The 20,819-nt window shown below is 41.3% G+C and carries 17 protein-coding genes and 1 tRNA gene; 4 read left to right on the forward strand and 14 right to left on the reverse strand.

Annotated elements, in window-relative coordinates; genetic code table 11:
* Window positions 1-29: 29 nt before the first annotated feature.
* From trpE to HG267_RS19545, 7 genes are all read right to left on the reverse strand, one after another.
* Window positions 30-1,547 carry an anthranilate synthase component I gene (trpE, locus tag HG267_RS19515; RefSeq protein WP_045867606.1) on the reverse strand — a complete coding sequence of 506 codons (1,518 nt, stop codon included), beginning with the start codon at window positions 1,545-1,547 and terminating at the stop codon, window positions 30-32.
* A 299-nt stretch (window positions 1,548-1,846) separates the two neighbouring features.
* Complete coding sequence (locus tag HG267_RS19520; protein ID WP_045867605.1) at window positions 1,847-2,266, reverse strand: photosystem I reaction center subunit II PsaD; 420 nt, start codon at window positions 2,264-2,266, stop codon at window positions 1,847-1,849.
* Between the two features lie 83 nt (window positions 2,267-2,349).
* Window positions 2,350-2,484, reverse strand: a complete 135-nt coding sequence (locus HG267_RS19525; RefSeq protein ID WP_155538913.1) for a histidine kinase — start codon at window positions 2,482-2,484, stop codon at window positions 2,350-2,352.
* Window positions 2,485-2,495: 11 nt separating this feature from the next.
* The gene (locus HG267_RS19530) at window positions 2,496-4,502 is read right to left on the reverse strand and encodes a DICT sensory domain-containing protein (protein ID WP_045867604.1); all 2,007 of its coding nucleotides are present in this window, start codon (window positions 4,500-4,502) and stop codon (window positions 2,496-2,498) included.
* A gap of 147 nt (window positions 4,503-4,649) precedes the next feature.
* Window positions 4,650-4,799, reverse strand: a complete 150-nt coding sequence (locus tag HG267_RS19535) for a hypothetical protein (RefSeq protein WP_155538912.1) — start codon at window positions 4,797-4,799, stop codon at window positions 4,650-4,652.
* Window positions 4,800-6,442: 1,643 nt separating this feature from the next.
* On the reverse strand, window positions 6,443-6,781 hold the full coding sequence (locus tag HG267_RS19540; RefSeq protein WP_045867603.1) for a HetP family heterocyst commitment protein: 339 nt from the start codon (window positions 6,779-6,781) through the stop codon (window positions 6,443-6,445).
* A gap of 210 nt (window positions 6,782-6,991) precedes the next feature.
* Window positions 6,992-7,309 (reverse strand): hypothetical protein, encoded by a 318-nt coding sequence (locus HG267_RS19545; RefSeq protein ID WP_045867602.1) that lies wholly within the window; start codon window positions 7,307-7,309, stop codon window positions 6,992-6,994.
* 2,303 nt (window positions 7,310-9,612) lie between these two features.
* Between HG267_RS19545 and HG267_RS19550 the strand changes: the two genes are divergently transcribed.
* A complete protein-coding gene (locus HG267_RS19550; protein ID WP_155538911.1) occupies window positions 9,613-9,744 on the forward strand; it encodes an alpha/beta hydrolase in 132 nt (43 codons plus the stop codon).
* On the opposite strand, the gene HG267_RS19555 is transcribed toward HG267_RS19550, so the two are convergent.
* Window positions 9,741-12,161, reverse strand: coding sequence for a GH116 family glycosyl hydrolase (locus tag HG267_RS19555; RefSeq protein WP_045867600.1), 2,421 nt, complete (start codon window positions 12,159-12,161; stop codon window positions 9,741-9,743). The genes HG267_RS19550 and HG267_RS19555 overlap by 4 nt on opposite strands.
* A 498-nt stretch (window positions 12,162-12,659) precedes the next feature.
* Window positions 12,660-12,732 (reverse strand) — tRNA-Ala (locus HG267_RS19560).
* 73 nt (window positions 12,733-12,805) lie between these two features.
* Between HG267_RS19560 and HG267_RS19565 the strand changes: the two genes are divergently transcribed.
* The gene (locus tag HG267_RS19565; RefSeq protein WP_045867599.1) at window positions 12,806-13,708 is read left to right on the forward strand and encodes a rhodanese-related sulfurtransferase; all 903 of its coding nucleotides are present in this window, start codon (window positions 12,806-12,808) and stop codon (window positions 13,706-13,708) included.
* 13 nt (window positions 13,709-13,721) lie between these two features.
* Here the strand turns inward: HG267_RS19565 and HG267_RS19570 are convergent, their stop codons facing one another.
* Window positions 13,722-13,853 (reverse strand): alpha/beta hydrolase, encoded by a 132-nt coding sequence (locus tag HG267_RS19570; protein WP_155538910.1) that lies wholly within the window; start codon window positions 13,851-13,853, stop codon window positions 13,722-13,724.
* Window positions 13,854-13,930: 77 nt separating this feature from the next.
* The gene (locus tag HG267_RS19575; protein ID WP_045867598.1) at window positions 13,931-14,599 is read right to left on the reverse strand and encodes a class I SAM-dependent methyltransferase; all 669 of its coding nucleotides are present in this window, start codon (window positions 14,597-14,599) and stop codon (window positions 13,931-13,933) included.
* Window positions 14,600-14,626: 27 nt separating this feature from the next.
* Here HG267_RS19575 and HG267_RS19580 point away from each other — a divergent pair, with 27 nt between their 5' ends.
* Together HG267_RS19580 and HG267_RS19585 are read left to right on the forward strand one after the other, a co-directional pair.
* Window positions 14,627-15,169, forward strand: coding sequence for a CoA-binding protein (locus tag HG267_RS19580; protein WP_317891617.1), 543 nt, complete (start codon window positions 14,627-14,629; stop codon window positions 15,167-15,169).
* Window positions 15,170-15,404: 235 nt separating this feature from the next.
* Complete coding sequence (locus HG267_RS19585; protein WP_045867596.1) at window positions 15,405-16,343, forward strand: phosphoribulokinase; 939 nt, start codon at window positions 15,405-15,407, stop codon at window positions 16,341-16,343.
* 1,016 nt (window positions 16,344-17,359) lie between these two features.
* Here HG267_RS19585 and HG267_RS19590 read toward each other — a convergent pair.
* From HG267_RS19590 to ubiE, 3 genes are all read right to left on the reverse strand, one after another.
* On the reverse strand, window positions 17,360-17,890 hold the full coding sequence (locus HG267_RS19590; RefSeq protein ID WP_045867595.1) for an adenylate kinase: 531 nt from the start codon (window positions 17,888-17,890) through the stop codon (window positions 17,360-17,362).
* Window positions 17,891-18,731: 841 nt separating this feature from the next.
* Window positions 18,732-19,970 (reverse strand): DUF445 domain-containing protein, encoded by a 1,239-nt coding sequence (locus tag HG267_RS19595; RefSeq protein WP_045867594.1) that lies wholly within the window; start codon window positions 19,968-19,970, stop codon window positions 18,732-18,734.
* A 124-nt stretch (window positions 19,971-20,094) separates the two neighbouring features.
* Window positions 20,095-20,787, reverse strand: coding sequence for a bifunctional demethylmenaquinone methyltransferase/2-methoxy-6-polyprenyl-1,4-benzoquinol methylase UbiE (gene ubiE / locus HG267_RS19600; protein WP_045867593.1), 693 nt, complete (start codon window positions 20,785-20,787; stop codon window positions 20,095-20,097).
* Window positions 20,788-20,819 lie beyond the last annotated feature (32 nt).

Raw genomic sequence — 20,819 nt, forward strand, 5'->3', positions numbered from 1 at the left:
TAGAAGTTTGCGCCTTGGTGTTAATTGATTTATCTTAAACAACGAATTGCTTCTAACAAACCTCTGGCTTTATTCAGTGTTTCTTCATATTCTTTTTCTGGTTCAGAATCAGCTACTAAGCCAGCACCAGCTTGCACAGTAACTTGATGGTTATTAAATACCATAGTGCGAATTGCGATCGCACTATTTAATTGCCCTTCAAAATCGTAATAACCATAAACACCAGAATAAACACCGCGACGACTGGGTTCTAATTCGTGAATAATTTCCATCGCCCGAATTTTGGGTGCGCCGCTAACTGTACCAGCCGGGAAGCAAGCTTTGAGTAAATCCCATGCGGTTTTATCATCTGCTAACTTACCCACAACATTACTCACAATGTGCATCACATGAGAGTAACGTTCCACCACCATTAATTCATCAACTCTGACGCTACCGCTTTGACAAACGCGTCCTAAATCATTTCTTCCCAAATCTACCAACATCACGTGTTCGGCAATTTCTTTGGGGTCTTGCAGCAAATCTTCGGCATAGGCTGCATCTTCCTTGCTAGTTTTACCCCTAGGGCGCGTTCCCGCAATCGGACGGACTGTGGCGATAATATCACCATCGCGATCGCGTTCTGCTTTCACCATCACTTCGGGGCTAGAGCCAATAATTTGCCAATCCTGAAAGTTAAAATACGCCATGTAAGGCGAGGGATTAATTTGCCGCAGCGAACGGTAAAGGGCAAAAGGATCGCCTGTATATTCTGTTGATAACCTCTGAGAAATAACGACTTGAAAAATATCTCCAGCTTTGATGTATTGTTTAGCTTTTTCGACACTGGCGCAGAAGTCTTTGCGCGTAAAGTTACTCGTATATTCTTCTATAGAGGAAACTTTACTTCTACTCGCTGGGGGTGTCCATTCAAAGATAGTTTTCTCTGGTGACAACGGCAAAGATAACTTACTGACCATTTGGGAGACGCGATCGCAGGCTTGTTGATAAGCTCCTTGTAAATCCACATTTGGATCGCGTAAATCAGCATAAGCGATCGCCCAAATTTTCCGCTTGACTTGATCAAAAATTAACAGGTGGTCTACCTGCATCCACAACCCATCAGGAATATTTCTTTCATCCTGGGGATAAATTGGCACCCGGGGTTCTATCCAATTAATTAATTCATAGCCCCAAAAGCCAAACAACCCACCGATTCCTGGTGGCAGTTGTGGTAACTTAACTGGTTTATAAGGTGCTAAACAATTGGCTAAAGCCGTAAAAGGGTCACCAGCAAACACCACTTGCGAACCATCACGGTGTGTTTGGGTTGTACTATCACCCCTAGCTTCTAATATCCACAGAGGATCGCAACCCAATAAACTATAACGACCTAGCTTTTCCCCGCCTTCCACAGATTCCAACAAAAAGCTGTAGGGTTGACCAGCACAGACCTTATACCAAGCTGATACAGGCGTATCCAGATCTGCCACCCATTCCTGATAAACGGGAACGAAGTTACCTTGTGAAGCTAATTGAGAAAAATCAGAAAAATCGGGAAAAATCATAAACACAGTAAGGGATTGGGTATAGGGTATTGGGGATTGGGTTATAGAGCATAGGGCATAGGGTATCAGGTATTGAGATTGGATCAAAGTTTTTCTCTTCTCCATTCCCTAGTCCCTAGTCCCTAATCCCTATTCCCTAATTCCCAGTCCCCAATACCTAGTACCTAGTAGTCTGCCAACCCAAAAATGTTAGGTGGAGGTTGGGTAAAGGTTAAAGGGAAAAGGGTAAGGGACAAAAACCTTTCCCCTTTTTCCTTTCCCCTTTTCCCCGCCAAGTTACCTTGGCGTACTACTAGTACCTATGCATCATAGGTATATTTACCACTGAACTTGATCGCTGATGGATTGGGATTTTCGCCAATTCTGCGTGGTACAAAACGTACTTTTTCACGACCTGCATTCACCTTTTCAGGGAATACGCCATCAGCTGGGTGAATCAAAGTGGTTTCTCCGCCGGGTAAAATCCGGTAAATTTTGTAGTCTGTGATTTTAAATTTCCGGAGTTGACCACCCAAAGCTATACCATATTCTTTCCGAGCCAAGTACAGCAGGTTTTGACCTTGTTGCATAGTGGCTGCACCACCTGTTGGTAGTTCAAAAACTTGCGCCTTAGGGCTAGTCCAGGTGATAGCGTACTTTTCTTCCACTTCTGCTTTTTTGAGGAGGCCGCCAGTGCTGCCAGCAAACAGTGGAGTTTGTCCAGAAAGTGTTTCTGCCATAAAGTAGTCTCTCAACGTTTTTAGGGCATCCTAACACCGCCGACCGGATCATATTGCGATCGCGTTATAGACTGTAACAGTTTTTAATTGGGAATGGGGCATTGGGCATTGGGCATGGGGCATTGGGCATTGGGCATTGGGTGTTTGTTCCCCCTCATCCCCTCATCCCCCTCATCCCTCTCATCCCCAGTCCCCAATCCCCAATCCCCAGTCCCCAATCCCCAATCCCTCACCTCCCCTTCCTCGTCCGCTTCTCCTCTTGGATAACCTGAACAATAGGGATCGTAAAACGAAATTGACTGCCCTGGTCTTTTCCTTTGGATTCTGCCCAAATTTCACCGCCCCAACCATTGACAATGAGACGACAAATTGCTAATCCCAGACCTGTGCCGCCGGCGCTGCGTCGTAGTGCGCCTTCTTCTTGATAAAACCTGTCAAAAACTATTTCTAGGCGATTTGGCTCGATACCCCTGCCTGTATCAGCCACGGTGACCTCAACCATCTTTTGTCCATTACTAGTGGCACTAATGCTGATTTCTCCTTGTACAGGGGTAAATTTATAGGCGTTATCTACCAGTTTTGCTATCACCTCCACTAGCCAATCACCATCAGCTTTGACTAAAGGCAGTTGTTGGGGTATTTCAGTGGTAATTTGGGGAAGTTTTTCAGTGACTGAGCGTGTCCGCATCCGGCTGAGGGCTAAATCGACACACTCTTGTACAGTTAAAGATTCTGGGTGCCATTCTACACGCCCACTTTCTAGGTTAGAAAGTGTTAAGAAATCTTGCACTAATTTCCGCATCCGTTCGGAATCAGATAGCGCTGTACTTAGCATGACTTGCTGTAAATCTTGCGGCATATCTGGTTCGCTGGCGAGACTTTCCAGGCAAACTTGGATGGTAGATAGGGGCGTGCGGAGTTCGTGTCCAGTAATGGCTATCAGGTTGCTGCGGGTGCGATCAAGGGCTTCTAACTGCTGATTGAGAACTTCGAGGTTAGCGTAGGCTTCTGCTTGAATTAAAGCGGCTCCTACTTGGATAGCGATCGCTTTTACTAAATCCAATTCTGCAGGTTGGCACTCATGAACGGGCATGGTGCAATAGTGTAACTCTACGACACCTAACAATCGGCCTTGATAAAACACTGGTTCCATCAGCCAAGAACGGATAGCAAACTTTTTGGCGATCGCAGACAACATGGTGGAACTATTCACCCAAGGTTCGGTTAAGGTGTCGCTGACACAAACTCCCTCACCCCGTTGAATAATTTCCCGAAATAGAGGATTTTTATCTAACTCCCAGGTTTGCCCCTTCACAGATGTCACCCCTGGAGTTAAAAATTCATGTTCAATGATGGCTTTGGCTTCTGTAGCTTGCACGCGGTAAATTAAACAACGACCAGCACCCATGTGTTGCCCTAATTCTTGTGCAGCTATTTGCAGGACTTCATGAGGGTCGAGCGATCGCCTAATGGCGGTGCTGATGGAGTTAATTAAGCGTTCTTTGCGTGCTTGGGCTGTAATCGAACGATAGGCTTTATGTAATTTATACTGACTTGCTTGGAGATAAGTTACTAAGCGTTGCACAAAAGGATCAGTATCTATGTCACAAGCATACTCGTTAGTCTGCGCTATTCCAGAGGCGCTGCGCGGTTTCCCTATACCAAACCTCTGGCGTGCTTCCTCGACTTTATCTAGCAAATCTGGTCTGTAAACTACAATCCTTTCTAATAGCAATTGGGCTGCTTTTAGGCTGACTCCCCTTTCTGATGTCCAAACGCCTTCAAACCTACGTGCTGTATCCATATCCAGACTAGGTACTAGATCGGGAACCTGCTTATTTTTGGCAATGGAGCCTAAGTTTTCTCGGCACACCAAGCAAGTAGCATAATTATCTGCAATTACCACTAAATGCCATTCTTGGCTTAAAGCGTCATCTGGTTCAAAAGCTATTTTTTCGTAGTATTGCGAGCTATTAGTAAAATCAGTTTCTGGTGCAGATAGCACGTATACATGACTACTACGCTCGGATAGCCGTTGGTAGCGATGAGCTTCTTGGCGGTAGAACCGCTCGCGTTGGAAGCTAGCAATTACCAAAGGCTCAACTAAAGTCGCCGCCAAAACCTGGTCTTCCATCGCATGGGAGAGCGCCGTTAGTGAAGCCTTGAAATATAGCTGGGGGCGCAGGTAGGGGAGGAACTGTAGCAGATCACTCAGCACGGAAGTCGAAATGCTCATGAATATCGTTAAGGAAGCCCAATCTGGAAAAATCCACGTCACAGCTGCATTGTACAAATTACAATGAACTCTAAAATCGAGTTGACAGTTGCAATATGTAAAGAATCATAAAAAATGAAGTTTAGCAGCAGATGCAGTACTTTGCTGCTAGTTAACAGGAGAATTTACGGCTAGATTGACAAATAGCCCAAATACTGATATCAGTTCTATGTTCGCACCATAGCGTTTTTCTGCATAGCAGTTATCTAGGCGTTGGTCATAATTGCTTTGTTCGTCGCTTACGTCTTCTTTATCCATTTGCTAGCATTTTCATGTTTCAAAAATAATAGGCTATTAAGCCCAATATACATTCTCGGCTAGCGCTACTATCAGTCAGCAACTAAGTTTTAGGAATTTTCAACTTAAAAAATATACTATCGCTTTCTTGGCAGGGGGGCAGGGTAGAGACGCGATTGATCGCGTCTTTACAAGCAAGGAGAGAAAAAATATTCTCTGTCGTAAAAGTCCCTGAGAAGAAAAGTTACTCATATATACAAAATCAGACCCTGATAATCTCTGCAAGACCAGGACAACTGATACAGATTCCGAAATTTACCATTAAATTGTTCATTTTAGGGCAGAATATTCCTCTTGGATTTGTGAATCAAACCGCCTACATTTTTATTTTCTCTTCCCTGTTTCCTCTCTTGGAAACATAAAAAATTGGAAGCTATTCAAGTTTGTAGCTTCCAAAATTTCCTGTATAAATTGCTAATTTCTAAAACAGCCATAATCCTGTTTGGGAGGACAAGGATTACGATAGTCGTTTATAGAAGCGTAAGAGTTATGTATTCCACCAGCCTTGACTTTAATTTAACTGTCGCTTTTTCTATTTCCACTGCTGTTAATAATATGAAATGTGAACTTTTTGGGCTAAATTCACATTCACCACAGTCAAGGAAGTTATCTCACTATTGTTACCACCATCTCTAAACTAGGTGGGAACAATTCAAATTTGGCATGGAAAAATTTACCACTCCCAATTTGATTGTTTCCAACTTCCTGGGAAACAGAACCACCAGTAGCAACAGTTGAATTGTCTATTTTGGTCTTGGATTTATCTACTCTATAAGATGTTGACTACTTCACCAATCGAGTTGATGCATTTCATGTTTGGCACTGATCATTGATTTCGTACCGCACCATGAAATCTGCGAGTCAAGCTTTGATGTTTCAGTTGGCATCTATAATTTATAAAATTTTTTCTGCTAATATTTGCCAAATTGGCAGATTGTATCAATAATGTTGTGTCGATTTTAAAAAAACTTAACTATAAGAGGATTTTCCGAATTATCTCCTCAGCAATTAATGCAAATATGTCGCATTTTATATTGCTTTTGATAGACTATATACGGTTTGATTATATTTTTCGATCCGTTATTATTGTTAGTCCTACTACTAGGATAATCAACACATATAAAACTCCTCTTTAATTAAAACGAACTTGGTATATACTGATTAATTCTGTCTGATTATTCTTACCTTTTTAGGCAAGCAATTTCAGCAATCAAACTCGATTGCTAGAGATTGCAAGTTTAGCCTGGAAAACAATCACCTCATAAATAAAGGGTAGTCCCCCTAAAGGAGGAGGACTATATAAGGTAAGAGTTTTGGAGGTCGCAATCACAAAGCGAATTTGTTGGCTGGATTTTTACAAGCAGTCTATTTAAGCAACAAATACCATTACAAAGCAGTCATGCTATAAATCTTTAATCTGCATGGCAATTAGATAGTTACTCAATGACTGGAAATCTGTAGTTAATTGATGGATACATTAATTAATCAACAGAATTTTCCAGAAGTATCTTGAGTACTTTCTGGCCTGAATTAGTATTTGATTTATGTTATCGAACTTACTCTGTCAGCCACATATCCTAACTAGCACCACAAATTTCTACTTTTTACTTTCCAACGACCTCAAGATAAGGAAATTCCTTAATCTTGCTTAAGTTAGTTGGTGAGACATTTGTATCAGACCTTTTCTCAGAGGATGGTTTGGCTATATTCAGAGTGGGATTTTGCTGGTTGTTAGACCGATTCATCAGGGAGTTTTCTTTGAGCAATCGATTGTAAGTCCGATAAGGAATGTAATGTAAAGGATTGTAACCAGCAAAACGTAACATTAATACACAGGCCCAGGAATATTTTCCAGAAAGAATCGCTTCCACGACTTGATCAAACTGTTCAGGAGGAATAGAGTTCTTTAACTTGCTACTAATGTCAGAAATATCGTGGTTCATAGTGTTAGTTGTCTTAATTTAAGTAAACCAGTCTGGTTCTGCGGTTGTTGGGATTTAAATTGAAGTTAACAAACTGCTCTAGCCTATTTACATTTGCTGAATTAGCTTCCAAAACAAAAATCAGCAATGCGGTATTAACGACTATTTAGGTAGAACACTACCCTCTTGACAGGTACAAGCAGAAATACCAAAAGTTCTGAGTTAATTTTGCTATTCCTGAAGACCAAAGCCGCTGAATTGAGACTGCTGGCTCCATTCTTGGCATTTTATGTAGCGATCGCAGGTAGATGTTTCTGGTACAGTCGCTCTAGTTATACTGAGCGCACTGTTATAAATCGATATTTTCTCAGGAGTTGGATCGTAGTAAGGATGCAAATAATCAACCTTCATCCTATAACTACTCCTTTGACTTGCGGTTTCCACTGCATTTAACTTGATGATTCTTTCCATGAGCTTACCTGTTTGGGAAACTTGACTGTTTAAAATCAAGCCTGTGGATTTATCGTCATGATTTACATCCTCTGCCAAGTTCTACAGCCTTTACTTAGTGGTAAGAAGTACTGAAGAACTGAACTCGGCCGTTAGTTAGTGTTCGGCTATCGCTCTTGCTGAGTAATTAACACTTGGTAAAAATTTACCTTTTGTTATGTTCAGACGAATGGCAGAAAAAAGTCTCGGTTTGGCTCTTGGTAGATGCAGTTTCGTCCTCTTTAAATTTCCCAACTCCTAATTTAATTACTTGTCCCTGATATAGCTGGCGTATTATATATTGCTACGAGATTAGGAGTTACTCAGTAAAACTTCATAAGTTTTAGGGTGGGAACTCAAAGTTCTATTTTCTTGAAGTTCAAGAACAACATTTCTATTTATACTATTTTTTTGCGCTAATGTCATCTCCTAAATTGATGTCTTTATAAGTTAAATTTAGTGATTTTCACATGATATCTACCTATGTATTGTGTAACTTAGCATTTTGTCAGCTTTTTTATAAACACTGAGGGGTTAAACCCCTCATATAAGATACATATCGAAATTTTATTTACCTCGCATTACTAAGAAATTTTAGCACTAGATATGTGGTTTAACAGCCAAGTAACAAGGAATATAGACATTTTAAAAAAATCTAAAAAAGCCATAATTATTGAAAAAGTTTTTTAGAATTTATCTGACTTTTATCTTTGTTTATTTTTTTGCTATTTCTTGCTATACAAAGATTTTAGCGTTTTCATACCTGAGCAATTAGAATATGTTTGTTGATAATATTGCATCAAGATAAACCATACTTTGCTGCAGATAATATGCAAAAAATTTTAGAATATGATATGATATATAAACTTTGGTAACCAGTGTCAAATGACTCTGGCAAATTCACCACCGATTCATATCTAAGTCAACTATAATGTATCAGAATTAGCCTATAAAATGCTAGTAAAATAAGCAGTATATAGGTATATTATCTACAGCAGATGATAGTAATAGTTCTAAATAGCCTGACTGTAGAATTAATATCTAACTGATGTAGTTAAGTATGGTTACATGAGAAAATGTAATTATTACTAGTAGCGATAAAAACCTATAATTACTATCAGTTTTTCATCAGTGTGGTTTCTCAAAATGATACTTCTGTTTCAAAGCAAGATACAGATATATGCAGCAAGCTTGGGAAAATCAGAGAAGATAGAGAATTAAGTAGTCTCCAATCTCTCTTGCTCAGTTTCTAATTAATTGACAATTACCCCCAAAAAACTGAGAATAGACGCTTTTGGAGTGGGAGACTGCTGGTTAGTTTGAAATTCTCCATCTCCCTGAACTCTAAACGACAAATAGAAGTTCATGGCTAAATTTTGGGTTTTGGGTAAGCTTGTTAACTTTAAATAGACGAGTACCTTCAGTACAAAAAAAGACGTGAAATTTTTCACTGTTTGGATTGCTTCATTCCAACAGCCTCTGGAAAACGCAATTATTTGTGTTATCAATCACCAATTGCAGAGCTATCATTTTTCAGTGGCTTATCCTAAGAGAAAGTTTCAAAAAGTACTTACAAATACTGATGTATAGTAATTCCTCTGGGAGTTGTGAAATTACTTCTGGAGGTTTAGAACGGGGAATAGGAAAGATTTACAAATGATTTATGACTGTGAGATTTTGAGTCAAGTCTAAATCAATGGCTAATGTTTGCTTCTGAGGTTTTGGCTGCGATCGCCAATATATACTCCCTACTTTATCAAAATTTTAACTACTCTTTAATCAATATTCATTGATTTAATTGCCTTATTACTGTATATAAGAATACGTAGAATGAATGTAAAAAATTTATTTTACCTTATCTGTAGAGATTTTTTACAACAGGCAGTTAAATTCATAGTAGCTTTTGCTACAAAAAATAATTAATAATAAATTTATTTTCCGGTAAAAAATGTTAACCATGAACATAAATTTTTAGAGATTAATATCCTCAATAATTTAAGCTGAAAATCTAGAATCCATTGAAAGCAACACTCCTGAGTCTTCAAGAAGTTACAACCCTGTTACTATTACTTACTCTTTTCTATTGGTTTAAGAAACACCCGGAAAATAAAACAACAGATAAAAATACTTACGAAATCAGCTACAAACGAAGTAGGTTTGAAAACGTAAATAATAAAACGTAGATATTTTTCTGTATGTATATTTGATTGCAAAATTGAAATTAGTTAATCAAAAATAAAGATTGGGCATGGGGCATGGGGCATTGGGGATTGGGGATTAGGGATTAGGGATTGGGGGCTGGGGACTAGGAGGATGAGGGAGATGAGGGGGATGAGGTAGCAGGGGAAGCAGAGGAAGCAGGGGTGCAGGGGAGAATAGCCATTACCCATTACTCATTACCCATTACTCATTACTCATTACTCATTACTCATTACTCATTACTCATTACCAAACACCAATGCCCAATGCCCAATGCCCAATGCCCCATGCCCTAATAAACTAAGTAAATTGCCCAGATAGCCATTGCGCGTAGGTAGGTGCTGGCGCGGAAGGTACCAGATGCGGTGATGGCTTCGGGTGTGCGGAATTGTAGTCCGTTGTCGTAAATTTGCTGGACTACGGCTTGTGTTAAGCGCAATGCTTCATCTTTCATTCCCATCTGTACGAGGAAAGCTGCTAGCCCAAAGTTGATACCTGTCCAGACTTCTAGAGGATGGGTGGCTTTGGGATTTTCTGGGGAACCATCAATGAGCACACCGTTTGCAGCACCGAATTGACCATTTTGGAATTTGAGGAAGCAAGCATCATATACAGTTTTGAGTGCAGATAAGGCGCGATCGCTCGCTACAATATCCGGTAATCTCAACAATCGGGCGTAGAATTGTCCGCATAGTTGATCCGCCATCACTACTTCCGAACCACTCTCGCTATCCAGGCGGTAATATTGCCCATTCCAAAGTTTTTCTTCGTAGATGGGACGAGATTGGTTTAACCAAGTTTCATAGATAGATTTTTGCGCTGCTAACTCCTCTGTGTTCTCTGCGCCTCTGCGGTTCGTTAATAAGATATCACTAATGGCGATCGCAGCTTCTAACGCCGCTAACCATAAACCCCCGCAATATGCACTCACACCTTGCAGTCGCCAATCATCAAAAGTCTGATCTGGCGCACTGGAGTTCTCGGGAATGCCATCACCATCTAAATCAAAAGTTTTCAGATAGTCGAGAGTTTGCACAATTGCATCCCAACAATCTGCAAGGAACTGCACATCATCAGCACCTGTGAGTAGAAAATCTCGGTATACTTGCAACACAAAATCACTGCCTAAATCTTTCCATAAATTGCAGTCTTGGTAACAGGTGTAGTTAGTTTTCTCCCAAACGTGCTCATTAGGTGCGCCTAAATCGTGGGGTGTTGCGCCTGCGATTTTGCGGGTTGCAGTTGTCGTGTCTGCGCCAATTGTATAGTAATAGCCAATTATACGTTGGTGGTCGTCACTGTGGGGAATCGCCCTGGCAAAAGCCCGCATTACTGACTTTTCCAGTTCGGGGAATAATATTAATAGGGCGAAAGAACCATACAAGCGCACATCTAAACTTTCATACCAGCGATAATCTAAGCACTCCAGCACCGCAAACTGACCGATAGGATCGTTTTCTGAAGCTGTACTCCAGAGAGTACCACCACTAGTAAGGTCATAAAGCTCATTAAATAGAGCCATTTTCAACCAAGCTGGTAAATCTTCCCGGTCAAGGATGGGTTGTTGCCAACTTTGAATCTGCGATCGCCAATTCTGATATTCTGTTAAGGCAGTAGATGCGATCGCCCAAGCATTTTGACCATCTCTGCCAAAAAAATCTGTATATCTGCGGTAATAGTTAATTCCTGCAGCAAATTCTGTTACTGGGAAATCCCAAGTTAAAACAAAGGGGAGTTCTAGAGATTGTCCTGGTTGCAGCGTAAAACGCAGTGCGATCGCAGCCCCGATTTGTGTATTATCTGCTGCTGGCGTATCATCAACATGATTGGGCAAAGAACCATCTATTGCAAAGCTTTGCCACAACTCATCACCTGTACCGCTTGGATTCCAGCGCGTGTGATCAAACATTTCCACCTGGGGATGCTTCACAGTTGCAATACACCAGCTACCATCACCTTCTTGCACAGGTGCATTACCAGCAACCCGGGATAAAAAGCAACCAAAGTGCTGCTCATTTTCCACTAATTGATTGTAATTACCTTGACTCTCGCCCAAACGCGGCTGATATTCATAAACTGGGCTACCATCATCCCGAATCTTCACTTCCGGCGACTTCAAAGCATTGGTAAACCAACCCACCATATTTTGCCAGGTGAGCATAATGCTGAGAGTAATAGGTGCATTCGTGGGATTATGGGCTTTCCAAAGGAATATCGCCACCGGATAACTAGTTTCTTTGTAGTTATTTGCCCAAATGGGGGAAAACTGCTCACAACTTAGCTGTGCTTTAAAGACATTTTCGTAAACAAACCAACTACGGGGATAGAGCGCATGATAATTCCCCGTGTTAAACTTCTCCCCTGCTCCCCTGCTTTCTGGATACCAGCGCCAAGCAGCTAAACTCTTATCCTCTGGTGCTTGGGTGCATAAAGCATAAGCTTGGGAAGATGAGCCGTGAGACTCAAACACACTGAATTGACAGGCGGGGATATTCTGAAATGTATGCTCTCCCCCGTCAATATGCCATAAATTAAAGTCTCCCCGAGAAGAACGACCAATACAACCAGCACCAAAGCCACCTAAAGGCATACCATGCCAAGGGCCATCATCAATGTTGCTAGCGTAGCGGACAGTGTAGGGCTGATCCCAACCAAGACCAATGGGACGATTCCAACTGTAGGAGGGAATTACGGAAGAGAGCGGATTTGTCATCGCCTGATTATACAGCGTGCGGTTACGCTAATGAAGACTAGCGCGATGTGCAATTTTTCTCAAGTCGTTTGTCGGAGTCTCAGAAATAAATTATCCACCAAGTAGGGACACGGCACCGATCAAATCTCTGCTTGAGCGAAAGTCTATGGCAGCCGTGCCCTTACAATAAGGATATTTTTTATTTAAAAGGCCTTAAATGGCATGGAAATTCTGATTGTATCTGTGGGCAATCTAAAATTACAGCTATTTTCTGGGAAATAGACCAAATTTGCCTACAGCGCACAGCAATACTGTGCCGTGACAGCGTGGTTCCAAGGGGTGAAAACTGCTGTACGAAACATACCGGAGACTAATTTCCATGTCCACAAGCCCAATTAGTGCCACACTCAAGCAATCAGATAGAAATGACTTGTTGCAAGCGATGTCTACGACAAGCCGCTTCACGTCTACGCCACCATTAAAGAAAAGCTACCATTTTTGATTGATTTAACTACTGAATGGAGGTTAGCGGACTCGAACCGCTGACATCCTGCTTGCAAAGCAGGCGCTCTACCAACTGAGCTAAACCCCCATAGAATGAGATTAGGTAGCTTATTTAAAGCTGTCTTTGTTATTGTACCTGAAACCGGTTCATTTCTAAAGGGATGAAGCAAGAAAATCTTCAAGTTGTTGTAGCACTTTATAAATTCGTGAGTTTGCCGGATTTTGCCGAGAAGCGAGAACCTTTATTATCTTACTGCCAGCAGCAAGGTATCAAGGGAACCATCCTGTTAGCACAAGAAGGTATTAACGGCACCATCGCAGGTTCACGCCAAGCTATTGACGCAGTTTTAGAATTTCTGCGTTCCGATTCGCGGTTAGCAGACATCGAATCCAAAGAATCCTACGCTAGTACACTACCATTTGAGCGGATGAAGGTGCGTTTAAAGTCCGAAATTGTGACTTTAGGATTGCCAGAAGTCGATCCTAATCAACAGGTAGGAATTTATGTCGAGCCTCAAGAATGGAATCAACTAATTTCCGATCCGGAAGTTACCGTGATTGATACCCGTAACGATTACGAGGTGAATATTGGCACTTTCACAAGGGCGCAAAATCCTCAAACTCATATATTCCGAGAGTTTCCTGAGTATGTACGCCAAAACCTCGACCCCGAAAAACATAAAAAAGTCGCTTTGTTTTGTACTGGCGGGATTCGGTGTGAAAAAGCCTCATCCTTCATGCTGTCCCAAGGTTTTGCAGAAGTCTATCATCTCAAAGGTGGCATTCTCAAATATTTAGAAGAAGTTCCCGCCGAAGAAAGCTTATGGCAAGGAGAATGCTTCGTTTTTGACGAACGCATCGCCGTCCGTCATGGACTGGAAGAAGGCACTTATGATATGTGTCAAAGTTGTGGTCGCCCAATTTCTGAAGCAGATAAGGCTTCACCTAAGTACGAGGAAGGTGTTACTTGCCCCTACTGTTTTGATGACCTCACCGAGGAAAAAAGAGTACGTCAGCAAGAAAAAAGGCGACAGTTTCTTTTCAAGGGTAACTGTAAATCATGAATAATGACAACTTTTAGGGAATGGGGCATGGGGCATTGGGCATTGGGCATTGGTGTTTGGTAATGGGTAATGAGTAATGAGTAATGGGTAATGAGTAATGAGTAATGGGTAATGAGTAATGAGTAATGGCTATTCTCCCCTGCACCCCTGCTTCCTCTGCTTTCTCTGCTTCCTCATCTCCCAGTCCCCAGTCCCTAATCCCCAGTCCCTAATCCCCAATCCCTAATCCCCATTCTTCCGCACCAAGGTTAAACCATCCGCAATGGGTAATAAACTAAGATTTATGCGCTGATCTTGATGCAGTTTTTGATTAAAAGCGCGAATTCTTTTGGTTCTATTGTCTTGTACTTGGGGATCTGCAACTCTTCCTGACCACAGGACATTATCGATCGCAATCACGCCACCTGGACGGATTAATTGTAGCGATCGCTCATAATAGGCATCATAGTTGCTTTTATCAGCATCAATGAACGCAAAATCAAAGGTTTCGGCTTCCCCTGCTTGCAGCAACTTATCTAAAGTTTCTAACGCTGGGGCAATGTGCAGGTCTATTTTCTCTGCCACCCCAGCTTGCTGCCAATAATGACGCGCGATCGCTGTAAACTCTTCACTAACATCACAGGCTACTATTTTTCCGTCGCTTGGTAAGGCTAAAGCTACTACTAACGTACTGTATCCCGTAAATACACCTAATTCTAAAGTTTTTTTAGCACCTATTAGCTGTACCAACAATGCCATAAATTGCCCTTGTTCAGGTGCAATTTGCATTCTCGCCATTGGATGCTGGGCTGTTTCTTGCCGTAACTGAGCTAATATTTCTGGTTCTCGCAAAGAAACAGAGAGTAAATAATTATAAAGATTTGGTTCAAGTCCCTGTGTTTGATTTGTCATTGGTCATTCGTCATTTGGTGTTTGGTAATGGGATTTCTCCCCTTCCATTACCCATTCCCCATTACCCATTCCCCATTACCCATTCCCCATTACCCATTCCCCTCTACCATTTACCTTGTAGTTAACTATTCACGGACTATGCCAAACCTGAAAGATGATGATAACGCTCTGCGTGATGTGTTAATTCAAGCAAAAGCGATCGCAGTTGTTGGTCATTCGGATAAACCCAATCGTATCAGTTATCAAATTGCTCAGTTTTTGCAGCGTGCAGGTTACACAGTCTATCCCGTCAACCCATTAGTTACAGAAATTGATGGGCAGCCTTGTTATCCTTCCTTGAGAGAAATTCCTGCGAGTGTAGATATAGTGAATATCTTTCGGCGTGCTGAGTATTTGCCAGAAATTATCGAAGAGGCGATCGCAATTAAAGCCCCAACGGTGTGGGCACAACAAGGTATCTGGAATCAAGCAGCCGCCCAAACTGCTTTAAGTGGTGGGCTGAATGTAATTATGGATGCTTGTATCAAAATCGAGTATTTGCGTTTGGGTATAGATGCAGCCAGAGGTTAGGAACTGGAAGGGGACAAGGGGACAAGGGGAAATAACTTTACTTATGACCAATGACCAATTACCCATTACCCTCTCTGCATAAATTAATTCAAAAATCAAAAATTGAATTGCTATATTGTGTAGAGATGTTGCATAGAAGCAGTAACTTAAGTTACTGAACAAAATCCCCTTTAAAATTAGGAATATTCTCAATTAATCATTAACAGACTTACTAAACTCTTTGTGGGGGGGTATGATGAGCCGTCCAATTATTCTTGGTATTGTCGGTGACAGTGCTGCTGGCAAAACAACACTAACTAGAGGGATTGCTCAGGTACTCGGGCCCGAAAATGTCACGATCATCTGCACAGATGATTATCACCGTTATGATCGCAAACAACGTGCAGAAATTGGGATCACTGCCCTCCACCCAGATTGCAACTATCTAGATATTATGCAGCAGCATTTATCGCTGCTTCGCACGGGACAGTCAATTCTCAAACCAGTTTACAGTCATAAAACTGGGACTTTTGAACCACCACAGTATATTAAACCGAATAAATTCGTCATTATTGAAGGATTACTGGGTTATTCTACACGCGCTGCCCGTGAAGCTTATGATGTGAAAGTTTATCTTGCACCTCCCGAAGAGATACGCGCCCAGTGGAAAGTTAAACGAGATACTCAAAAACGCGGTTATACTCCCGAACAAGTACTATCAGAATTAGAAAAGCGCGAACCAGATTCAGAGCAATTTATCCGTCCGCAACGACAATGGTCTGATATAGTTGTTAGTTTCTACCCACCTGAAGATGCCAAAGAAGAAACTAATGGACATCTGAATGTGAGGTTGGTACTACGTCCCACAATTCCGCATCCAGATTTTACTTCACTTCTGCACTTAACTGATAGTAGTTCCGATTCAGCAATTCGTTTGGGATTAGACAGGGATATGAGTAAACCTGTAGATGTGCTAGCAGTTGATGGTCACGCAACTTTAGAACAAGTGAATAAATTAGAGCAGATTATCTGTTCGGATATGCCACATTTAAAAAATATTTGCGATCGCGAAAGTAACCCAGAACTTGGCAAAATCGCTGGTACAACTGGCGAGGTACTACAAAGTTATCCCTTAGCGCTGACTCAGTTGATTATTACTTACCATATGCTCAAGGCAACGCAAATTCATATTTAACTTGGGTGAAAGGAGAAAGGGTAAAGGTGAAAGGGGAAAGGGGAAATTTAAAACTTTTCCTTTTTGCCAAATCGCAATGAAGATAAATGCTAATCCCAACCTCGATTTAATTACGTAGCGCTTTACGCTTCCCGTAGGGTACTACGAATTATTAATTCATATCATGTCCGGCAAATTACCCTTAATATGTCATTGCGAGCAGAACGAAGTGGAGCGAAGCAATCACAAGGACTCTGCGATTGCTTCACTTCGTTCGCAATGACGGGCATTTGAACGGACATGATATCATTTGCGATCGCATTTTTGAGGTAGTAGCGTGGCAAGGCTAAAATGTTGCAATAATTTTTCTTGTGGGGTGGACATCTTGTCCGCCCTGGACGGGTGAGACACCCATCCCACAAGAGTTTTTTTATGCACTATTTTAGGCGTGTCAGTCCAGTAGGGTGTGTTATGCCGGAGGCTAACGCACCTAAAATTTTTAATGGTCGGTCATTGATGCGTTACGCTATCGCTAAAGTAAGTGACATTCCATCCTACATAAAGTGATTAAGAAATACAAATTTTATTTCTTCTGACTCTTCACCGTTACCTGTTCGCTCTCTACGCCAATAATTTCAGTAATTAAAACTGATTTTTCTATACTTCATTTATCTCAAGAATGCTCTTTTTTGATCAATACTTGATAATGTAAAGAATAAGCGTATCAGATACTACAAATAAAATAGATAAGAACTTATAAAGTTATCTATCTCTAGCTTGAGTACTTTTTGATTTTCAGCAGATTAAGATAGGGTGAAACCTGCTAAACAATTGGTTTAACTTCAACGCACCTTAAATCAGATATTAGCTCCTAATAATAAAGGAGGTACAACCAAGCGTACCTCCTTTTTTCTCATCTTTATTGCTGATACCAATTTGAAAAGAGAAGGCGACAAATTGTAGGTAGGGAACATCCACAATCTTGTTGTATATCAAATTATCTTACTACTGCCGTGCCTATTTATTTGCCCCATGCCCTATGCCCTATGCCCATTATTTTCAATTGATTCCCAAAATTGCGAAATATCTTGAGTCGATTGAAGATGATAAACATTTTTCTGGCTTTTTGCCTGCTTGATATACTCACGATATCTAGGAGTCAAATATTTGTCGCATAAAAAAAGCACGCGGTAGCTATTTAGCGAACTTTTAAATATAGGACTGTTTTTTGGCCAGCCGTCTGGTGGGTTAAAGTAACCTGTGATTAGTCGTTTAGTTACCCACCAGAAATGTACATATAGCGGTAAATCGATAAAAACTAAGCTATCTGCCTCATCTAGTCTAGGCCAAAGGGTTTCCATAGAACCAAACCCATCAATAATCCATTGTTCACTAACTAAAATTTGCTCATGGGCGCGTTTATAATCTTCATCTGAAAGCTCAACACCGCCTGATTGATATTTAATTTTGTCCAAGACATGAAGCGGTAAACCCGTGATTTGGGATAATTTCTTGCTGAGAGTAGATTTACCACCTCCAGCGTTGCCAAATACTGCTACTTTTTTCATCCGACTCTCCTGTTAGTGAATAGGCTAGCACGGCAAAAGTAAAAAGTGAGCCAGTGCGGTGGACGGGTTCCCAAGGCACTCAGTTGGGCGGCTTTGCCGACTTGAAGGAAGTGCCGTCGGCATAAAGCAACTGGCGAACTCCGCAGGAGTCAAAAGTCAAAAGAAAGAATACTTATACCACAAGCCTTTTAGCAATTACAGATAGTCTGTTTATTTGCGTCGATTTGTACTAGTGGTGAATTACCAAAATTTTTATAACTTCATAGACAGCACTAAAGTGCTAAACAATTCAGGTGAAGCCTGATCAAGAATTTATTCACGACTGAGAAAGGCTATTCCGCATCCAGAATCTAAAATCTCATACCAAATCAAATAATGTTTGCGACACATCAATATACTCTAGAGGACAAGGCACTGCCCACCTGTGTCAACTTAACGTGAAACCTGCTTTGTAGCAAGGTTTTTGCCCTCACCCCCAGCCCCTCTCCCACAGGGAGAAGGGAGCCAGAGATTTAGTTCCCCTTCTCCTGCGGGAGAAGGGGTTAGGGGATGAGGGCGCGAGGTATTTGTACAACGCCCGCCCTATAGAGCATTTAGCTTCAGTTGACACCAATGGGCACTGCCTTGCCCCTACAATCTGTCGCATTATTTTTTTAAATTGGTATAATCCAAAATTGGATGACGGCAATTAAAATAGCGTAGACGCTTATCCCCATGTTTAGAAAACAGGGGCTGGCGCGTCACGCTTCTTGAATCGCTAGTTTTAATGTTTGCTTTAGTTGTATTCCCAAAGCACAAAGCAGCCCTGAAAAATCATCAATTACCAATTACCAATTACCCATTATTGTTGATTCAACAGTAAAAACACCGTTTGACCTAAACCCACAATTACACCTAAGACACCACCCAAGGTTACAATTGCCTGCAATTCACTTTTAACAATTCCTTCAATTGCAGCTTCTAAATCAGCAGGAGAAGTTGATTTGACGCGGTCAACAATTACCTGATCGATAGATAGAATTGGAATTACTTGCGCGACAATTGCTTCCAAATCTTTCTCTAAATAGCGTTCCAAAATTAAAGCCAATTCTTGGCTGACAACTTCTAGAGAACTACTAACTACGGGTGATGTACTCAGACGATTGAGCAACAAAGAAGCGATATTCTCCCAATCTACGGAGTCAGTTAAACCTTGTAGTAAATCGCTACCGCTAGTTTGCAAGTAATGACGGACGCTTTCTCTGGTAGTTTTACGCAGTTGGCGTACTGTCCCTATGGGTAAGTTTTGCAATGATAAATTTTGCAAGAGTTTTCTGATGCGATCGCGGATTTGCAATTCTTGAATTAATTCTTTCAACCGATCGTTAGTAGCCTCTTTTTCATCTAAGCAAAAAGCTCTCAGTCTAGTAAGAGTATTGCGTAAACCAAACAAATTCGCTACTACCCAATAGGTACCGCTGGTCTTTTCCCGAAAGGTTTCGTCAATGGTTTGAATTGTGCGATCGGTTAAAAAATCAACTATTGTTTGTCGCAGCACATCTGGCGGCACAACTACTTGCAAAAGCCAATCAGCCAGCCTAGTTGACTGTTCTTCACTCAGTTGAAATTCTAGGAGTATTTGGTCAAAAATCTGATTGATTTGTACTTCCAAGAAGTCTTCTCGCCGCGCTAAAACTTTGAGGAGACGTGGCAAAGATTCACCTAATAAATCACGCAAAATTCCGCCGACAATTTTAGCACTTTTTTGATTTTTATCCTCGGAATTGATTTGGTCAAGTGCTAGTTTTAACAACCACAGAATTGCTCCTTCTACTCTTTCTGTTTGTAACAGACGGCGAGCGAGATTTTGCAACTCCTCTGGTGTCAAAAGTGACCCCATGATTGTATTAGAAATCTTCAGAGCTAGCCTTTCCTGGTTACGGGGAATTAAGCCAGGTGTGAATGGCAATCTTTGCTTACCGATATAAATTGCTCGGTAGGGGCGAAATAACATTTTGATGGCTATATCATTCGTGAAATAGCCGATAATTCCACCTAATATCGGTGGTGATACATAAAGCCACAAATGAGACCAATCCACAGGATTTTGGAATTAGCAATTTTGGGTATTAGATATTGGTTTTTAGATTAAATATTGACTTTTGCATTTAAGAGTCTCTGTGTTTTTCCCAGTAGACCTTAAGGCAAAATATGCAATACAAAATCTAAAGTTTACTGACTACCAGCACTCCCATCATACCGTTCACAATGGGGTAGTGTGTGACTTCAGCAAAACCAACTTGATAAGCTAATTCTACCTGTTCTTTGCCAATAGGAAAGCGATCTAGGCTGGGACTGATGTAGGCGTATTCTTCCTTAACACCTAACTGGGTCGCTATAGGGACAACAAGATTATCCAAATACCATTGCTGGAACGATCGCAGCTGCGGATTATCTGGGCGATGAAAATCTAATATGGCAGCTTTTGCACCAGGTTTGAGAACGCGGTACAACTCTTTAAGGCTGCGGGGAATATCTTTAACATTTCTTAAACCATAGCCCATTGTGGCGGCATCAAATTTGTTGTCCTCAAAGGGTAAATCTAGGACATCCGCTTCAACCCAGGTAATTGGAGGTTGGGTATACTGATTTTGCGAGCGTTCTTGAGCCATTGCTAGCAGGTTATGGGAAAAATCTACTGCATATACATGACCTGTAGCGCCTACACGCCTGGCTAAACCAAAAGCGATATCCCCACTCCCGCAACACAAATCTAAACAAGTATCTCCCGGTTGCGGGTTACTCCATTTGATGGTCATTTCCTTCCAAATTCGGTGTTGTCCCAAACTTAACCAATTATTCAGTTGGTCATAAATAGGAGCAATACGATCAAAAATAACGCGAATTTCCTGAGTCATTAGTCAAAGTGTCAAGAGTAGGAGAGACGCGA

Origin of the sequence: Tolypothrix sp. PCC 7601, from assembly GCF_025677855.1 — a bacterium.
GTDB classification, from domain to species: Bacteria; Cyanobacteriota; Cyanobacteriia; order Cyanobacteriales; family Nostocaceae; genus Aulosira; species Aulosira diplosiphon.

Coding starts and splice junctions, on each gene's coding strand:
- trpE (WP_045867606.1), bottom strand. CDS start 1,547: ATGATTTTTCCCGATTTTTCTGATTTTTCTCAATTAGCTTCACAAGGT.
- HG267_RS19555 (WP_045867600.1), bottom strand. CDS start 12,161: ATGACAAATCCGCTCTCTTCCGTAATTCCCTCCTACAGTTGGAATCGT.
- HG267_RS19565 (WP_045867599.1), top strand. CDS start 12,806: ATGAAGCAAGAAAATCTTCAAGTTGTTGTAGCACTTTATAAATTCGTG.
- HG267_RS19520 (WP_045867605.1), bottom strand. CDS start 2,266: ATGGCAGAAACACTTTCTGGACAAACTCCACTGTTTGCTGGCAGCACT.
- HG267_RS19590 (WP_045867595.1), bottom strand. CDS start 17,890: ATGAAAAAAGTAGCAGTATTTGGCAACGCTGGAGGTGGTAAATCTACT.
- HG267_RS19540 (WP_045867603.1), bottom strand. CDS start 6,781: ATGAACCACGATATTTCTGACATTAGTAGCAAGTTAAAGAACTCTATT.
- HG267_RS19585 (WP_045867596.1), top strand. CDS start 15,405: ATGAGCCGTCCAATTATTCTTGGTATTGTCGGTGACAGTGCTGCTGGC.
- HG267_RS19535 (WP_155538912.1), bottom strand. CDS start 4,799: ATGGATAAAGAAGACGTAAGCGACGAACAAAGCAATTATGACCAACGC.
- ubiE (WP_045867593.1), bottom strand. CDS start 20,787: ATGACTCAGGAAATTCGCGTTATTTTTGATCGTATTGCTCCTATTTAT.
- HG267_RS19530 (WP_045867604.1), bottom strand. CDS start 4,502: ATGAGCATTTCGACTTCCGTGCTGAGTGATCTGCTACAGTTCCTCCCC.
- HG267_RS19580 (WP_317891617.1), top strand. CDS start 14,627: ATGGGATTTCTCCCCTTCCATTACCCATTCCCCATTACCCATTCCCCA.
- HG267_RS19575 (WP_045867598.1), bottom strand. CDS start 14,599: ATGACAAATCAAACACAGGGACTTGAACCAAATCTTTATAATTATTTA.